General features: G+C 42.5%; 11 protein-coding genes and 2 pseudogenes. 8 read left to right on the top strand and 5 right to left on the bottom strand.

Annotated features, from left to right (window positions below):
- Positions 1-60 precede the first annotated feature (60 nt).
- Positions 61-234: a hypothetical protein gene (locus OGM63_RS18365; protein ID WP_263747098.1), complete on the bottom strand. Its 174-nt coding sequence runs from the start codon at positions 232-234 to the stop codon at positions 61-63.
- 204 nt (positions 235-438) lie between these two features.
- Here OGM63_RS18365 and OGM63_RS18360 point away from each other — a divergent pair, with 204 nt between their 5' ends.
- From OGM63_RS18360 to OGM63_RS18350, 3 genes are all read left to right on the top strand, one after another.
- Positions 439-1,611: a pyridoxal phosphate-dependent aminotransferase gene (locus OGM63_RS18360; protein WP_263747096.1), complete on the top strand. Its 1,173-nt coding sequence runs from the start codon at positions 439-441 to the stop codon at positions 1,609-1,611.
- 10 nt (positions 1,612-1,621) lie between these two features.
- Positions 1,622-1,858, top strand: a complete 237-nt coding sequence (locus OGM63_RS18355; RefSeq protein WP_263747094.1) for a hypothetical protein — start codon at positions 1,622-1,624, stop codon at positions 1,856-1,858.
- 655 nt (positions 1,859-2,513) lie between these two features.
- Positions 2,514-5,354, top strand: coding sequence for a CHAT domain-containing tetratricopeptide repeat protein (locus OGM63_RS18350; protein WP_263747093.1), 2,841 nt, complete (start codon positions 2,514-2,516; stop codon positions 5,352-5,354).
- Positions 5,355-5,843: 489 nt separating this feature from the next.
- On the opposite strand, the gene OGM63_RS18345 is transcribed toward OGM63_RS18350, so the two are convergent.
- On the bottom strand, positions 5,844-6,518 hold the full coding sequence (locus OGM63_RS18345) for an SDR family oxidoreductase (protein WP_263747091.1): 675 nt from the start codon (positions 6,516-6,518) through the stop codon (positions 5,844-5,846).
- Positions 6,519-6,846: 328 nt separating this feature from the next.
- On the opposite strand from OGM63_RS18345, the gene OGM63_RS18340 reads away from it, so the two are divergent.
- The 4 genes and pseudogenes from OGM63_RS18340 (at position 6,847) to OGM63_RS18325 (ending at position 13,927) form a co-directional block, all read left to right on the top strand.
- Positions 6,847-7,203: a hypothetical protein gene (locus OGM63_RS18340; RefSeq protein ID WP_263747089.1), complete on the top strand. Its 357-nt coding sequence runs from the start codon at positions 6,847-6,849 to the stop codon at positions 7,201-7,203.
- A gap of 390 nt (positions 7,204-7,593) precedes the next feature.
- Positions 7,594-9,354, top strand: a complete 1,761-nt coding sequence (locus OGM63_RS18335) for a WD40 repeat domain-containing protein (RefSeq protein ID WP_263747087.1) — start codon at positions 7,594-7,596, stop codon at positions 9,352-9,354.
- Positions 9,355-9,543: 189 nt separating this feature from the next.
- Positions 9,544-9,726, top strand: a pseudogene (locus OGM63_RS18330) (Uma2 family endonuclease); the annotation flags it as partial.
- Between the two features lie 529 nt (positions 9,727-10,255).
- Positions 10,256-13,927 (top strand): pentapeptide repeat-containing protein, encoded by a 3,672-nt coding sequence (locus OGM63_RS18325; protein ID WP_263747085.1) that lies wholly within the window; start codon positions 10,256-10,258, stop codon positions 13,925-13,927.
- Positions 13,928-14,089: 162 nt separating this feature from the next.
- Here the strand turns inward: OGM63_RS18325 and OGM63_RS18320 are convergent, their stop codons facing one another.
- Positions 14,090-14,341 (bottom strand): hypothetical protein, encoded by a 252-nt coding sequence (locus OGM63_RS18320; protein ID WP_263747083.1) that lies wholly within the window; start codon positions 14,339-14,341, stop codon positions 14,090-14,092.
- 15 nt (positions 14,342-14,356) lie between these two features.
- On the opposite strand from OGM63_RS18320, the pseudogene OGM63_RS18315 reads away from it, so the two are divergent.
- Positions 14,357-14,452 (top strand): annotated as a pseudogene (locus tag OGM63_RS18315) (DUF4058 family protein); the annotation flags it as partial.
- Between the two features lie 125 nt (positions 14,453-14,577).
- Here the strand turns inward: OGM63_RS18315 and ftsH are convergent.
- Positions 14,578-16,515, bottom strand: a complete 1,938-nt coding sequence (ftsH, locus tag OGM63_RS18310; RefSeq protein WP_263747099.1) for an ATP-dependent zinc metalloprotease FtsH — start codon at positions 16,513-16,515, stop codon at positions 14,578-14,580.
- Positions 16,516-16,746: 231 nt separating this feature from the next.
- On the bottom strand, positions 16,747-16,938 hold a 192-nt coding region (locus tag OGM63_RS18305), incomplete at its 5' end, for a hypothetical protein (RefSeq protein ID WP_263747082.1).

The following is a 16,938-nucleotide window of genomic DNA, read 5'->3' as shown; positions in this document are numbered from 1 at the left end:
GGGCTCGGAGATGTGTATAAGAGTAAGGGACAAGGGGGATAGGGGGGACAAGGGGGAGTGTCAAGACGGGGTTTGGTTTAATTGGGTCTTTAGTGTTCCTTCTGCGGTGTTGATAAAAGTATCCCTGTCTTGAATGATGGCTTGGGGTAATAGCATAGATGAGTGCGTGGCAACTCCTGGCATTTTTTTCACAGCAGTGCCGATCGCCATAAATTCGATAATTCCGCTTCCCAACTGATTGCAGCCATGTCTTTCTCTCCAGTTATTTTAGATACAAAACAAACTTTAAATCTATGATATCTGCCATACAAGCGATCGTCTAATTCGTAGTGAAGACTTCAGTCTTCATCAAAAAAGCAATAAAGCCAAGGACTGAAGTCCTTACTACGGGGGCATATTTACGAGAAAATTAAATATAGCTCAAATAAGCGTGAACGCATGAAAAACTTTATCTCTCGTATGGAGGCAGTGCAGTCTCCCATAATACCTGTCGTTGGCGAATTAATTAAAAGCAATCCTGGAACCATTTCTTTAGGACAAGGTGTTGTTTCATACAATCCCCCACCCGAAGCAATGGAGATTTTGCCGAAATTCTTCGCGGAACCAACTAATAATCTCTACAAAGCTGTTGAGGGAATTCCTCCTTTATTAGCAGCAATTGAAGCAAAATTGCAAGCCTTTAACAACATTGAAATTAACGACGAAAACTGCATCGTTGTTACCGCCGGCAGTAATATGGCGTTTATGAATGCCATTCTTGCGATTACTTCCATAGGTGATGAAATTATTTTAAATACACCTTATTATTTTAATCATGAAATGGCAACCACAATGGCTGGTTGTCATCCGGTGTTAGTAGAAACCGATGAAAATTATCAATTACGAGTGGATGCGATCGCCAAAGCCATAACATCAAAAACAAAAGCAATAGTCACCATTTCACCTAATAATCCCACAGGTGTTGTTTATTCTGAAGAAGCATTGCGACAAGTCAATCAAATTTGCAAACAACGCAACATTTATCATATTCACGATGAAGCTTATGAATACTTTACCTATGACGGTGTAAAACACGTTTCCCCTGGTGCATTTTCAGGAAGTAGCGAATACACCATATCTTTGTATAGCCTTTCCAAAGCTTACGGATTTGCAAGTTGGCGAATTGGCTATATGCTGATTCCCAAACATCTGCTTGTAGCCGTTAAAAAAGTACAAGATACAATAGTGATTTGTCCACCTGTAATTTCTCAGTATGCAGCATTAGGAGCATTGCAGGCAAAAGAAGAGTATTTGAAGAAGAATTTAGAAGCGATCGCTCAAGTCCGCTATGACGTACTTAACTCACTCAACCGCCTACAAAATCAGTGTAGCATCACCCCCGCCGATGGTGCATTTTATTTTTTCCTCAAAGTTTATACTAATATGGATAGCTTTGAATTAGTAGAAAGACTAATTAAAGAACATCTTGTAGCAGTGATTCCCGGTACAACCTTTGGTATGGATAATGGATGTTATCTGCGAGTTGCATATGGTGCGCTGCAAAAAGAAACCGCAAAAGAAGGTATTGAAAGATTAGTCACAGGTTTGCAAACCATTTTACAGAATAATTAATTTTAAGTAAATGGTACAGAAAACAGCAATTACCGACATCTTCAAAAGTTTAGCTGAAGTAGAATCTCGCTTTCATCTCTTTGGGATAATGACAAATGGAGACGGAATTATATTTGTCAAACTAACTCAACAGGATACACCACAATATGATATATCGAGAGTTTTTTCTCCTGCTCCCTTGGGGAATGAACTATATACTGTTCTGCAAATTTTCAAGCGTATCGGTCAGATTATCGTTTCAAGCTAACGTTCTTCTTTGCGCCTCTATTTTATTAAATCTGGAAAAATTTTGTCAATCGACCTCTAGATTTCCATAGCTTTCTCTTAATCAGTTGCATAGCTTCTTCTTAATCAAGAGGAGCTAAGATTTAGTACTAATTTCTCCAAGTCTAGTATTCAGAAACATATTTATGAAAATTAGCTACAAGCCAATTGCTCCAGTTTTAGCTTTCATGTGGGCTATGATGCCTATAGTTGTCAAAACTCTCCACTGTTTTGAGCGCAAAACGTGCAGAAACGCCATAAAAGTCTGAAGAATTTGGGTGGCTTTTCCCCTGCAAATAGCATTGGAACCAAAATGTACGCGGAAGAACAGCTACTTACAGCCGATTGCTTGATTGTTTGACTTAACGTCGGGGGGTTTTGCTCGGCTCTTCCACCCCTTCTGTAATTATTTCAATCTCTGGAAGTATTGACAAAATGTACACTTTTTGAAAATATCACAGATGTAATGATAGTAGGTGGTTTTAGGCTTTTTTCAATTATCTTTGAGAACTAAGTTGGCACGATAAAGCCGATGTATGTTTAGTTTGGCAAAACCAAAAAATCAATTCTCGCTTTTGAGGTGTATTTGAGCATTATTTTGACCGATTGTCGCTAATCAAGCTAGGAAGCTGAAATACGTGTCTAGATTCTCCCAACGAAAAATCCAAGGTTCCATCAAATTAGTATCTTGGTCAATCACCGCAGCAATAATATTCGAGCTGCTACTTAACATTCCAACACAAGTAACAGGACAATCTCACCCACCACTGTCGGCACAACAGTCAACACAGTTGCAGGAAGCGAAGCAACTGAATAAACAAGTCATTGAGTTGTATAACGCAGGTAAATACAATGAAGCTATTGCCCCAGCAGAAAGGGCAATAGAAATAAGTGAGAAAGTACTTGGCAAAGAACATCCTGATGTCGCTACTACCCTGAACAATTTGGCAGAACTGTACAAAGCTCAGGGTCGCTATCAAAAAGCTGAACCTCTGCATCTGCGCTCTCTGGCAATTTACGAGAAAATGCTGGGCAAAGAACATCCTCTTGTTGCCACTAGCCTGAATAATTTGGCAGAACTGTACAAAGCTCGAGGAAGGTATGAAAAAGCTGAACCTCTGTATCTGCGCTCTCTGGCAATTTACGAGAAAGTGCTGGGTAAACAACATCCTCTTGTTGCTACTAGCCTGAATAATTTGGCGTCTTTGTACCAAGTACAGGGGAGCTATGAAAAGGCTGAACCTCTGTATCTGCGATCGCTAGAAATAAGAGAGAGGCAGGGGAAGGAAAATCCCGATATCCCCAATAACCTGAATAATTTGGCGTCTTTATACCAAGTACAGGGGAGCTATGAAAAAGCCGAACCTCTGTATCTGCGCTCTCTGACAATTATGGAGAAATTAGTGGGCAAAGAACATCCTAATATTGCCACTAGCCTCAATAATTTAGCAGAACTATACAAAGCAGAGGGTCGCTATGAAAAAGCCGAATCTTTGTATCTGCGCTCTCTGGGAATCAGGGAGAAAGCACTGGGTAAAGAACATCCCGATGTTGCCACTAGTCTCAACACCTTGGCTTCCTTGTACCAAGAAGAGGGAAACTATCAAAAAGCTGAACCTCTGTGTTTGCGATCGCTAGCAATAAGAGAGAAAATGCTCGGTAAACAACATCCTCTTGTCGCTTCTAGCTTGAACAATTTGGCACAACTGTACCAAGCACAAAATGACATCACCCGTGCTGTTGATTTCTCTAGTCGTGGACTAGCAATTGAAGAATATAATTTTGGGTTTATTTTTACTATCGGCTCAGAAGAAAGAAAACAAGACTACCTCAAAACCTTTTTATTCTCAACCTACCAAGCCATATCTCTATCTCTCCACAATGCTAATAACCCCACAGCCGCAAGGCTAGCGCTCACCACAGTGCTACGTCGCAAAGTACGTGTACTAGACACCGTTATCGACAGCATACAAATACTACGCAGTCACTTCGCAGATAAACCAGAAACACAAAAATTATTTGATCAATGGGAGAACGTCAATCAAAACCTATCAGCACTAATATACAGAGGGCAAGGAAACCAAAGCGTTAGTGAGTATAAAGCTCAACTTCAGCAATTAAATATACAAAAAGAACGCATCGAGGAAGCGATCAGTAATAAAAGTGCTGAATTCCACATTACCACCCAACCAGTAGAGTTAGCAAGCATCCAAACTCTGATACCTAAGGATGCGGCTTTGGTAGAATTCGTGCGGTATCAGCCATTTAATGCCAAGGCTAAACAGGCGGAAAAATCGGGTAAACTGCGTTATGCAGCAGCTGTGCTGCGTTCTTCTGGGGAACCAAGGTGGGTTGACTTAGCAGATGCTGAAACTATTGAGACATCTGTTGCCAATCTACGAAAAGCTTTGGCAGAAAAACCATCTGATGCTCAGACCCGTTATTCTACTACTACTACTACTCAAAAGAAGCCTACCCAATCAGTTGAGCAACTTGCTCGGACATTAGATCGGCAAGTTATGGCTCCCATCCGTCCACTGTTGGGCGATGCACGTCATTTGCTATTATCACCTGATGGACAATTAGCAATAATTCCCTTTGAAGTACTACTAGACGAACAAAATAAATACCTGATTCAACGTTACGCTTTCTCTTATCTCACTACTGGACGAGAGTTGCTACGCATTAAGTTAGCACCTAAAAGCTTTTCACCTCCGGTAGTATTTGCAAACATCGACTACGATCAGCAGGAAATAACCGGACCATCTACTGTACGTGGTTTAAGAAATCGTCCTGACGATCAAGCAAACTTGCAATTTGCCCCACTTTACAACACTTTAGACGAAGCAAATAAAATCAAAGAGATTTTTCCGGATACAAAAGTCATTTCTGGTAAACAAGCTACCGAAACTGCGATTAAAAAACTACAAGCTCCGAGTATCTTGCATTTAGCAACTCACGGATTCTTTATTACCGAAAAAGAAGTAGCAGATAATTTCAATAAGGAATTACTCGAAAATTTAAAACTAGAAAATCCCTTGTTGCGTTCTGGGTTAGCTTTCGCAGGTATTAATAATCGTCAGCGAGCTTCTTCAAATACCAATGATGGTATCCTCACAGCATTGGAAGTTACTGGATTGAATTTACGGGGAACACAGCTGGTGGTGCTGTCAGCTTGCGAAACTGGATTGGGTGATCTCAAAGTCGGAGGTAGGCTTTACGGTTTACGTCGTGCTTTGGTGATTGCAGGTTCTCAGACTCAAGTTTTGAGCTTGTGGACTATAGATGATGAGGGAACTAAGGATTTGATGGTAAAGTATTACCAAAATTTAAACGCAGGTAAGGGTAAACATGATGCACTACGACAGGCGCAGTTAGAGTTCTTAAAGAGACCTGAATACCGATATCCTTATTATTGGGCAAGTTTTGTCGCTTCTGGTGATTGGAGTCCGCTATGGACAGGTAATTATGGTATTTAGCTAAAACAGCAGAAGCCTCACATCTGTACTAGACATCTCCGAAAATTAATGCATGACCCCGCTTCCATTCCTCTCCCCGAAGCGGAGAGAGGCTTTAATTCCCCCTTCCCTACAAGGGAAGGGGGGTAGGGGGGTTAGGTCTGTGCGTGAATTTAAGGTTTCTAAATCTTTTCCAACAGATGTCTACTGTACTCAGTCAGTGTGAGATGAATGCGAGGCAAAGCTGAACTTTATCGGGTGTTGGGTGAAAAAGCCCCTGCCATTGCCAAAAATTATATAGGTACGAGGGCGTTTTTTCAACGCAAAGGAACACAAAAGTAAGCGCAGCGAAAGTTGTCAGGAGGTTTTCCCTCCGTAACAAACTTTTCCAGAGAGAGTGAGGCAGAGTTTTTGTGAGAAATTTTCGTCACGACCTGATGCAATTTTGTGCTAGGTACTAGTGAGGTAATTCCAATTGAGGATGGTAAATTAGCTTTGGAAATAATGTTTTTAATCTAAGCTAAATTCCTCAAACTCTATTTGGCTAAAAAGCATATTTTTGTCTATTGCCGATAATACTTGATTGTTAGCTTTATCAGAATTTAAGCAACGACAAACTAACTGTGCGACATCTGCACGATGGATTATACCTGCTATGCGTGGATCTTGAGTTAAGATTGCATTTTGGGTTGCTGCTTCTGACTTTAATCCACCGGGACGAATAATGGTGTAGGTAAGTCCACTGGCAATTAGATGTTGTTCAGCTTTTTCTTTTTCGATTAAAACCGATCGCAGTGTTTCTAATGCTTGTGGATTCAAGGCAACTACACTATCCCCACTACCGATAGAAGACACTAAAATAAATTTTTGTACTTTAGCTTTCACTGCTGCGTCAATCAGATTTTTATTACCCAGGTAATCTGCTCTTTCACTAACTTTAGGCAAACCACCAATCGTACTGATAACTGCGTTGATGGGTTCTCCTAGCATAGCACTTTCTACATCTTCGCTATTCAACGCATCTCCCAGAACTACCTCAATGCCCATTGCTTCTAATTCATCACGAGTTGCTTCTGTTCTCAAAAGTGCTTTTACCTTTTGCTGTTCTGCAATTAAGCATTTGGCAATTTCTCTACCGATACCCCGACTAGCTCCAGCCAGAAAAATGGAAGATGCAGTTGTCATGATTATTTTTTCAATAGATGCGATCTTGTCAACAATTAATAAATATATCTTTCTTTGGTTATCGTGACTCTCGATATCCAAAAGCTTCTATATATTTATACAATAATCTATTTGTATCAGCGAATAATTTATCCTGGGGATAGAGTTAAACTTGATACAAAACTATCTATGGAGCAATTATACTTAAGGCGATCGCATGAGGAACTTTTACAAGCGATCGCGTTGGCAAAGCCTCTCGTTCACGGAGCGTCTCCGACAGGAGAACAGAAGTGACTCCGTTGGAGTATCGCGCTCCAATTACTATAATTAAATCTTTGAGGGTACACTCATGGCTAAAAAACCGGAAAAAAACTTCCACCAACCTGAAGATATCCGAGTTACAGCTACCACAAAAATCTGGGGCTTGACTGTCGCAATTTTAGCAATTTGTGTTCCCCTTTCAGCAGTCACCAGAAGTGGTGCCATTATACCATTAGCGGCGATTAGTGGCGCAGCAATTGGTACAGTTGCTGTATGGCGATCGGATGTGAAAAAATACCAAAATCAAATTTTGTCACCGCACCAGGTCGAATTAGAACAACGCATCGCTGACTTAGAAACAATTGTCAGCGGTGATGACTTTGATTTGAGGATGAAAATTAAACGATTACACGCAAACGAAAGCGATCGCCAACAAGAAAATTAAGAAATCTTGACTTTAGTATCTCTAATTATACAACTCAATGCGCCGCTGTTGCAGCAATAATCTGAGATTTATACTATCATTGTCTGCGTGGCGCGTGATTCTTAATGAGTATTATTTCGGGTTTGTCTCACTAGAGACAGTCTCATATTTTCCAGATAAGTTAGAATTAATTTCCAACGTCTAATTTATTTATACGCTCTTGCTCATGGTTGACAAAGTATCTTATAGCTAAAATAGATAATTGCTTTCTGTTAGAGCATAAGTAATGGTTGTGTTACCCTAACTGCTCAAATTACTCAATTCTTAATTTACATTCATCTTATAAACTTGAGTAATTGCTTTGGTATAGCTTACCGTAGGTATGCATTCTTTGTGCCGCAAAACATGCAAATGGATTGGATTAGCTTACTGAAAGCTCAACAAGCTGACTTTCTTCAACGAGTGAAAAAACCCAAGACTTATGACTTATCTTTGTTAGAGAGTCAAGTCAAAGGTTGTCACAGTGAAATTATGGCATTTTGGGGCGATTCATTGGCAAAATTGCTCAATTTTGCTCGCTTCCAAGCCGAAATTCTCGCCAAAAATCCCCCACCGACACCACCGGAATATCCCGAACCTCCCGATTGGGTGATTCCCTTTCCGAAATATTTTCAGCAGCAAGCGGAAGATTATCTTTTGCGAGAACAAATCGTTCAGCGGGTGATAATTGAACGCTTGGGTAAGCTGGTTAAAAAAGTGTCACAAAACAGCTTGAAAAATATGGCATTAGATGATGAAGGAAATTTACGCGGAGAAAGTAAATTTGCTTACTTCTTAGTAGATAATCCTGATGTTACTATTCAAGTCTACGCTGCTGATGGAGAAAGCTTTAATGGGATAAAAAAAGACAAAATCAGGTGGACTGTGACTCAAGAAGATATACAGAACCATCAGGTATTGATTTTTCTGTGTTTGTTTTATCCATTTACTGGTCAATTAGGCTACGAAAAGCAAGCGGTAATCACAGGCTTTTTACCGACAAGTCAAATTCAATTTACTGAGCCAAAAGTTACTGTAATTCCAAGTAACTTGTTATATGGGGGTGGGTTAAGTTGGTATTTAGAATCACTAATTGCCAAAAAAGATGCATCTTCTTTAGTTGATGAAATTGCGAACGCTGAAAGAATTCAGACTTTATCACCAGATCATCCCCTAAAAAACATTGTCGGTGATTGGGAATGCTGGCAGACTTTGAGCGGACACTCAAGAGGCATTAATTGCCTTGCTTTCAGTCCAGGAGGGAAAAACGGCAATTTCCCGCCAATCTTGGCTAGCGGGAGTCGGGGAGAGACGAAGCTCTGGGACTTGACAAAAGGTGAGTTAATTGGTACTCTCTCAGAATACCAATGGAGTGTCTCCGGGGTAGTAGATGAAGTCAATTCCCTCGCATTTAGTCCGGATGGACAAACGTTGGTGAGTGGTGGTGCAGACTCCACAATTAAGATTTGGCATTCCGGTGCAATAGATTTGATAGATATTCTCCACAAGCACAATGGAATGGTGCGCTGTGTAGCTTTTACCCCAGATGGAAGGATGTTAGCAACTGGGGGAGATGATAGAAAGATTTTGTTTTGGGACTTGATGTATCGACAGGTAGCGATCGCTCTTTCATTAGATGATAGCGCTGCCCATTCCCTAGCTTTTAGCCAAGATGGACAAATTATGGTAACAGGTAGCTACCGTAAAATCAAAGTTTGGGATTTGTCATGTCAAGGTAAAGTAAGAACTTTGAATACTGAACCTTTGCAGACCCTCATGGGACATTCTCACATAGTTCGTTCCCTGGCGGTGAGTGGAGATGATAACATTCTCGTGAGTGGAAGTCGAGATAAAACGATTAAGATTTGGGATTTAGAGACAGGGGAATTGCTTCGCACCCTTAAAGGACATCGAGATGGAGTTGATGCGATCGCTCTTAGTCCCGATGGAGAAATTATCGCTAGTGGCAGTTCAGATAAAACTATCAAATTGTGGCATCTACACACCGGAGAACTGCTAGGTACATTTACAGGACATACCAACACAGTAACAGCTTTAGCCTTTACAGCTTCCGGCGAAATGTTGGTGAGTGGCAGCTTAGATAAAACAATTAAAATTTGGCAACGCAGTTAACACTTGTAGTGACGCAATTCATTGCGTCTCTAACCAATTGTAGAGAAGCTAAATTTCGCATCTGTACGGGAGTCAAGAGTTAGCAATTACATCATGACAAGCAAATTACATATATTGTAGAGACGTTCCGATGGAACGTCTCTTGCATTGGTTACGATATTTTTATTAGTGTTATATCATGTCCGTCTGATGACAATAGCCACTAAACCTCACCTGACATTAGACGAGTTTCTACAACTGCCAGAAACAAAACCAGCATCAGAATTTCTCAATGGAGAAATTATTCAAAAGCCAATGCCTCAAGGTGAACATAGCTTACTTCAGATTACCTTTTGCGAAGTAATTAATAAAGTAGCCAAAAGCAAAAAAATCGAATTATAACTGACAGTTGAAGAAGTTTTTAGCTGGTTAAATTTAAGTTAATTATTACATTTTCTGATGAATTGTAGAGACGTTCCATCGGCAATACCGTTGGTGTTAACGTATGTAGAGACTAGCAAGTGCAACGTCTCTACAAGGGTTTTGGGTTCACAAATATTCTTAACCGAACCGTATTGGTTCCACCGGAACGTCTCTACAATACGTTAAATTTATCGAAGTACATTAGACATCGACCGCTATGCTTATTATGCGTTGCCCAAAACCCTTGTAGAGACGCGAAATTTCGCGTCTCTACATTCTTTTCTGGAGATGTCTATTGCAAAAACATCCCCTAAATATGCAACGCCGATTTATGTTAGTAACTAGATGGGCATAAATAAACACTCCTTAACGTAGTAACGGCTTTAGCCGTTAAAATCCTTGTTTTGAGCGGTAAACCGCTCACTACGAACCAGGAGAGCATTTTACATTTAATTTCGCCCACTTACTTAATTTTATCAATGAGATAGAGAAATAGTCTATGGCGAAGATATTCTCAAACTGGTGGAAAAATATTCAGGGGTTGAACTGGGGACAAGGGGTGGAGGTGACAAAAACTGGCGCAGAAGCCGCTAAAGCCGTCTTTGACCTAGCCAAAGTTATCAACGAGCAAAAACCGAAGGCAGAAGACCTCAAGCCCTACATCGCTCAAATATCGTCGCTATTAGATGTCATCAACGCACCACTCGGACAAATTGCGCTTTCAGTAATTCCCTTTGCACCCATCGCAACTACAACACTAAAGCTGATTGTTGACGCCACCAAAAAAGAGCCAAGTCTCGAAAGCTGTGTAATATTGGTTAGTCAGGTTGCTTATCTAGAAAGCTTGAAAGTAATTCTTAAAGAAGATTCGCAATTACAACAGCAAATTAATCAACAAAGCGCAGTTTCGGAAACTTTAGCTCGACAAATTAAGAAACTGGGTGAGCAAGAATTTGAGGAACGAGAAGCGAAAAAAGCTATTCTCTACTTCCACGAATCGAAACTAGCAGAAGCATTTAATCAAGTTTTGCAGCAACGTTTACAAGAAGCAGGTTTAATCGAAGCAGACGCAAAAACTGTCACCGAAAAAGTAGCGCGAAAAACCGATGAATATATGCTTTCGGCATTAGTAGAAGTTGGCGAAAAAGTCAAGAAACTTGTAGAATGGTATCGCGTCGGGGGAAAAGATAAACTAGAGAAATATCTGAGCATTGAAGATTATTTAGAACAGGAAATTAAACCCAAGCCAGAAGAAAATATTTTTGATGAGAATGATATCACCTTTCGGGATTTGTATGTACCGCTGCAAGTTAAAGAACTTAAAGAAAAAGGTGATGTAACTTATCAAATCGAAGAATTTGTTAATTCAATACTTGATGCAACTGAGAAAAATAAACCCAAACAAGTTTTGTTTATTCAAGGTGAAGCTGGACGCGGTAAAAGTGTCTTTTGTCGCATGTTTGCCGACTTGGTGCGGCAGAACTTGCATCCTAGCTTTACACCGATTTTGATTCGCTTGCGGGATGTGCGAGTTCTCAAAGATAACTTAACTGAGACTTTAGAGAACTATTTAGAAAACGTTGACTTTATTCAAAGTGATTTTGGCTGGCTGACGGATAAAAATACCCGATTTCTCTTTTTACTTGATGGCTTCGACGAACTATTATTAGAAGGACGAGCTAACGGCTTAAGGGAATTTTTGGAACAGGTAGAGAAGTTTCAAAAAGATAGCTTTTGCCATCATCAATTTTTGGTTACTGGTCGTCCTTTAGCGCTGCAAGGAATTGACCGCTTGCTCTCACAAACCAAAAGCTTGAAGCGGGTCGAACTTCAGCCAATGGATGACTCGATTCGGCAAACATGGCTGAATAAATGGGAGGCTAAAGTTGGGACGCAAGAAGCAAATGATTTTGAGCAGTTTTTGCAAGCTTGTCCTGATGAAATCAACGATAACTTAGCACGAGAACCTTTACTGCTTTATTTACTCGCACGAATGCACCGAGAGCAACGTCTGAATGTGCAAATGTTTGTGAATGCAGAAGGTATCAAAGCAAAAATCCGCATTTATGATGAATCGGTGAAATGGGTATTAGAAGAACAGCGTAAAAGTGACGATAAAGATGAAAACTTGCGCTTAACTCAACTGAAAACCGAAGATTTGCGCCAATTTATCACAGAAGCTGCTTTGTGTGTGGTGCAGTCGGGGAATGAATCTGCAAAAGTAGCGATGTTAGAAACACGACTCAAAGTTAGCAATAGTCCAGCAGCAAAGTTAATTCCGCAAGCGAGAGAGAATTCTCAGGAAAATAAGAAGCTACTCAATAACCTGTTGACCGCATTTTACATCAAAGCAGCCTCAGGCGATAAAGATGGTTCCGTGGAGTTTGTCCACAAGAGTTTTAGCGAGTTTTTATTCGCAGAACGGTTGATAGAAAGCTTTCTAGATTGGACAACTAAAATAAGCAACCGTCACCGTCAAGAAGATAAAGTTTCCACAGACGTGATGGATAAACAGATTTATGATTTATTCGGCTATGGAAATTTAACCCCGGAAATTGTCGAATATTTAATGGGGTTGTTTGCCGAGACTTCTGAATTTCAAGATGTAGAACGCTTGTGTAAACTGTTTGAACGATTAGAGCATTTCTATTTTCGTTGGTGCGATGGAGAATTTATTGATGCGGAAGATGCAAATTTGCCGCAGATGAAGAAGAAGCAATTAAGGGAGCAATTGCCAGATAGAGAAAATCACTTGGGTTTGCGACAAGTGGATGTGTGTACAGGATTGAATGTGATGATTTTGCTTTTAGAGTTGCATCGCTATGCTCAAAGAAAAGATGACTTGAAAGACAAAATCACTTTCTACCCTTGCGGTCAACCTGATTCTAATAAGTTTGACTCAGAACGCTTACTCGCTATTATCGGCTATAGTCACTGCTTGGGTATTTACAGCTTTCGCGAGAACTTGGGATTATTTCTCATCGGTGCCAACCTCAGCCGTGCCGACCTCAGCGGTGCCAACCTCAGCCGTGCCGACCTCAGGGGTGCCGACCTCAGGGGTGCCGACCTCAGGGGTGCCGACCTCAGGGGTGCCGACCTCATCGGTGCCAACCTCAGCGATGCCAACCTCAGCGGTGCCAACCTCAGCGATGCCAACCTCAGCGATGCCAACCTCAGCGGTGCCAACCTCAGCGATGCCTACCTCAGCGATGCCAACCTCAGCGATGCCAACCTCAGCGATGCCTACCTCAGCGATGCCTACCTCAGCGGTGCCTACCTCAGCGGTGCCAACCTCAGCGGTGCCAACCTCAGCCGTGCCAACCTCAGCCGTGCCAACCTCAGCCGTGCCAACCTCAGCCGTGCCAACCTCAGCCGTGCCAACCTCAGCCGTGCCAACCTCAGGGATGCCAACCTCAGGGATGCCGACCTCAGGGATGCCGACCTCAGCGGTACCAACCTCAGGGATGCCAACCTCAGGGATGCCGACCTCAGCGGTGCCAACCTCAGCGGTGCCAACCTCAGGGATGCCGACCTCAGCGGTGCCAACCTCAGGGATGCCGACCTCAGGGATGCCGACCTCAGCGGTGCCGACCTCAGCGGTGCCGACCTCAAAGCAGTTGTATGCGACAATGAGACAAAATGGCTCAATGCTAAAAGCCTGCATGAAGCAGTTGGCGTATCTCCAGATTTAGCCCAAGACCCAGCTTTTGCAGCTGCGGTTTCCTTAAGTCAGGGCATCAGTGCAGCTAAGGTTTCCTTAAATCAGGGCATCGCTTGGGTAAAAGAAGGCAAAATTAAAGAAGCACAGAACGCTTTCAAACAAGCTTTAAAACTTCAACCTAGTTTAAATGACTCTGCCGCATATTGGCATAGCATTTGCTGGGTTGGCAGCTTACACGGTCATAAAGGTGTTATCCATATTTGTGAAAAAGCTGTCACCCTAGAGCCTGATAATAAACGCTATCAAGACAGTCGGGGGCTGGCTAGAGTACTTACAGGGGACTTGGTAGGGGCATTAGAAGACTTTCGGGCTTTTGTAGACAGTGGGGCAGTTGATGATTACTCAGAAGATGTGAAGGGGCGCCGGCTACGCTGGATAGAAGCACTTGAGTTAGGAAATAATCCCCTCACACCTGAGGAATTAAAGGAACTGCGACAGGCTGAAGGCTAGGTTGATGCAAATAGAGACTGAGCGGATCAATCCGATGGAAATCTTTATTTTACGCGAGTTCGATATCTTCGATCTGCCACAACCGCCTGGGATTTAAATCCCAGGCTAATAGCTTAAGTCCACTTAAGTGGACTGAAATTCGGAATTATTATTGAGTCTACTTTAGTAGACTTTTGCTATAAGAGTGCAAATTGATTTGCAGGCGGTTGTGGATACCATTTGAGAATGCGACAACATCTGAGTTGACATGATTATCAGGGAATATAGCATGAAAAAAGCGATGCCGAGTACGGCAACGCTTCGCGAACGCCCAACAAACAAGCGATCGCTTTTATGACAGCACACACGAGTGCTGACGCGCGATCGCTTAATCTTCGATCGCCATCCGGCAGTTAAAATCAAGATAGCTTCCATCGTGTGAGGTCGATTATGCGATCGCCATTTCCGGGAATGAACCCCTACCTGGAGCAGCCTATTTTCTGGTCAGAGTTTCACAGCCGTTTGATTGTAGCGATCGCTTTCACCGACAGGTTAAAACCTGCGGCTACACGAACAAAGTCCGCCTACGCGGACTTAATATCTAGAAGCCCACGAAGGTGGGCTTTGTTCGTATAGCCCCAGGCTTCTAGCCTGAGGGCATTTACAAGTCCCTAATTCAACACAGATTGCATCAAGGGTTTATCTTCCGACACTTTACCGGATCGCAACCATTCATTAAGTTCGCTCGGTGCGATCGCTCTTGCAAGTCTTTCCCGCAGTTCTACACCTTCGAGAACTTCGTGTTGCAGCAGCTCCTCTGCGGTTTCTTCTAACAAGTCGCGGTTATCTTGTAAAATGGTTAAAGCAATGTGGTGTGCATTATCCACAATCTGCTTCATCTCCCGGTCAATTTCCTCAGCCACTTTCGGACTAATCGACCGACGCGGATTGCTGTAACCTTCAATAAACTGCTGTTGCGTTCTCTCAAAAGCCAGAGGACCGAGTTTATCACTCATGCCGTACACAGTAACGTAACGTTCTGCTATATCTGTGGCTTTCTGGATGTCGTCACCCGCACCTGTGGAGACTTTGCCAAAAACGACTTCTTCAGCGGAACGTCCACCCAACAAAGTCGCAATGCGTCCGCGAATTTCGTCTTCAACCATCAAGAAGCGGTCTTCTTCCGGCATTTGAATTGTATAACCCAAAGCACCCACACCACGCGGCACAATGGAGATTTTTTCAACTTTACCAGCTCCGGGCATCAATGCACCGATGATGGCGTGACCAACTTCGTGATATGCTACAGTCTTCTTCTCAGTTTCATTGAGTACGCGCGATCGCTTTTCTAAACCGGCAATCAACCGCTCGATCGCTTCGTTGAAATCTGCCATAATCACAGCTTCCCGATTTTGACGCGCTGCTAGCAATGCGGCTTCATTTACCAAGTTCGCTAAATCTGCTCCAGCAAAGCCAGGTGTGCGGATAGCGATCGTAGCTAAGTTGACATCCTCAGCTAATTTGACGTTTCTCGCATGAACATTGAGAATCGCTTCCCGACCAATTTTATCAGGACGGTCTACCACAATTAGACGGTCAAAGCGTCCCGGACGACGTAAAGCTGGATCTAACACTTCCGGACGGTTGGTAGCAGCGATGATAATTACACCTGTATTGGCGTCAAAGCCGTCCATTTCTGTGAGTAACTGATTCAAGGTTTGTTCGCGTTCATCGTTACCACCGACGAACCCACCAGCACCACCGCGAGATTTACCGAGTGCGTCTAACTCGTCGATAAATACTATACAGGGAGCTTGTTTTTTCGCTTGTTCAAACAAATCCCGCACCCGTGCAGCACCGACACCAACGAATAATTCGATAAACTCGGAACCGGAGATACTGAAGAAAGGAACACCCGCTTCACCAGCGATCGCTTTCGCTAACATTGTCTTACCCGTTCCTGGAGGTCCCACCAGCAACGCCCCTTTAGGTATTTTCGCACCTAAGCGGGTATATTTGTCAGCATTTTTCAGAAAATCAACAATCTCTTCTAATTCGACTTTAGCTTCATCGACACCAGCCACATCTGTAAATTTGACACCAGTGCTGCCATCAGAAGAAATCCGCGCTTTGCTTTTACCTACCGTCAGTGCAGCGGCACCACCTCCCTGACGATTGAGGAAAAAGCCCCAAATTGCAATAAAAATTAACGGTGGAAACACCCAACTAATTAAAGTACCAATCCAGGCATTTTGATCTGGTAATGGTGCAGCAAATTGTACATTATGCTTGCGAAGAATCTTCGGTAAATCCAGATCGTAAGCTACTGGTGTAGTTTGGAAAACTTGTTCTGCTGGCTTACCATCTGGGGTTTGCGTCGGAATTGAATATTGAATGCGATCGCTCCCAACAATTGCCTTATCTACTTTACCAGCTTCCACAGCTGTAATAAAATCACTATAAGGAACTTGTGGCGATCGCGCACCGAAGAAGCTAGGAACAATAAAGTTAAGCAATAACAGAATAGTCAGCAAAATCAGGAAACTGCCGCCAAACTGCCTGATTCTCGGTGGTTTGATGGGGCTTTTGTTCTTTTTTTCTACAGGCATTTTTTGATGTACCCTCTGAATTGGGGAATGGGGAATGGGGAATGGGGAATGGGGGGAAAGAATTGTCTTTTTGTCCCCCTTGTCTTTTTGTCCCCCTTGTCTCCCTTGTCTCCCCTGTTTGTAAATGTAAAGCTTTGTAACTATAGGTTTATTGTAGAGACTGGGTGTTGTGGTCTTATTTAGTGTCAACCCTACAGAAAAAGGTGTATAGCCGTACAAAATTATGGAAAATCAAATTGGATTTGTGGTGAAAGTGTTTATAGTGTCGGCTTTGATGTCGCTGTTGATTAGATATATCTGTCCGAGTTTGGGGATTGGGGGGACAACAAGCAACGTATTAATTATGGTTTTGTCACCGAGTTTGATTATCGCGATCGCATTATTGTCACGACTCCCCAGTAAGGGAGAGGGGGAGAGGGGGGG

This window comes from Plectonema radiosum NIES-515, assembly GCF_025753815.1.
GTDB lineage: Bacteria > Cyanobacteriota > Cyanobacteriia > Cyanobacteriales > Nostocaceae > Hassallia > Hassallia radiosum_A.
This window is presented reverse-complemented; position numbering and strand designations above follow the sequence as displayed.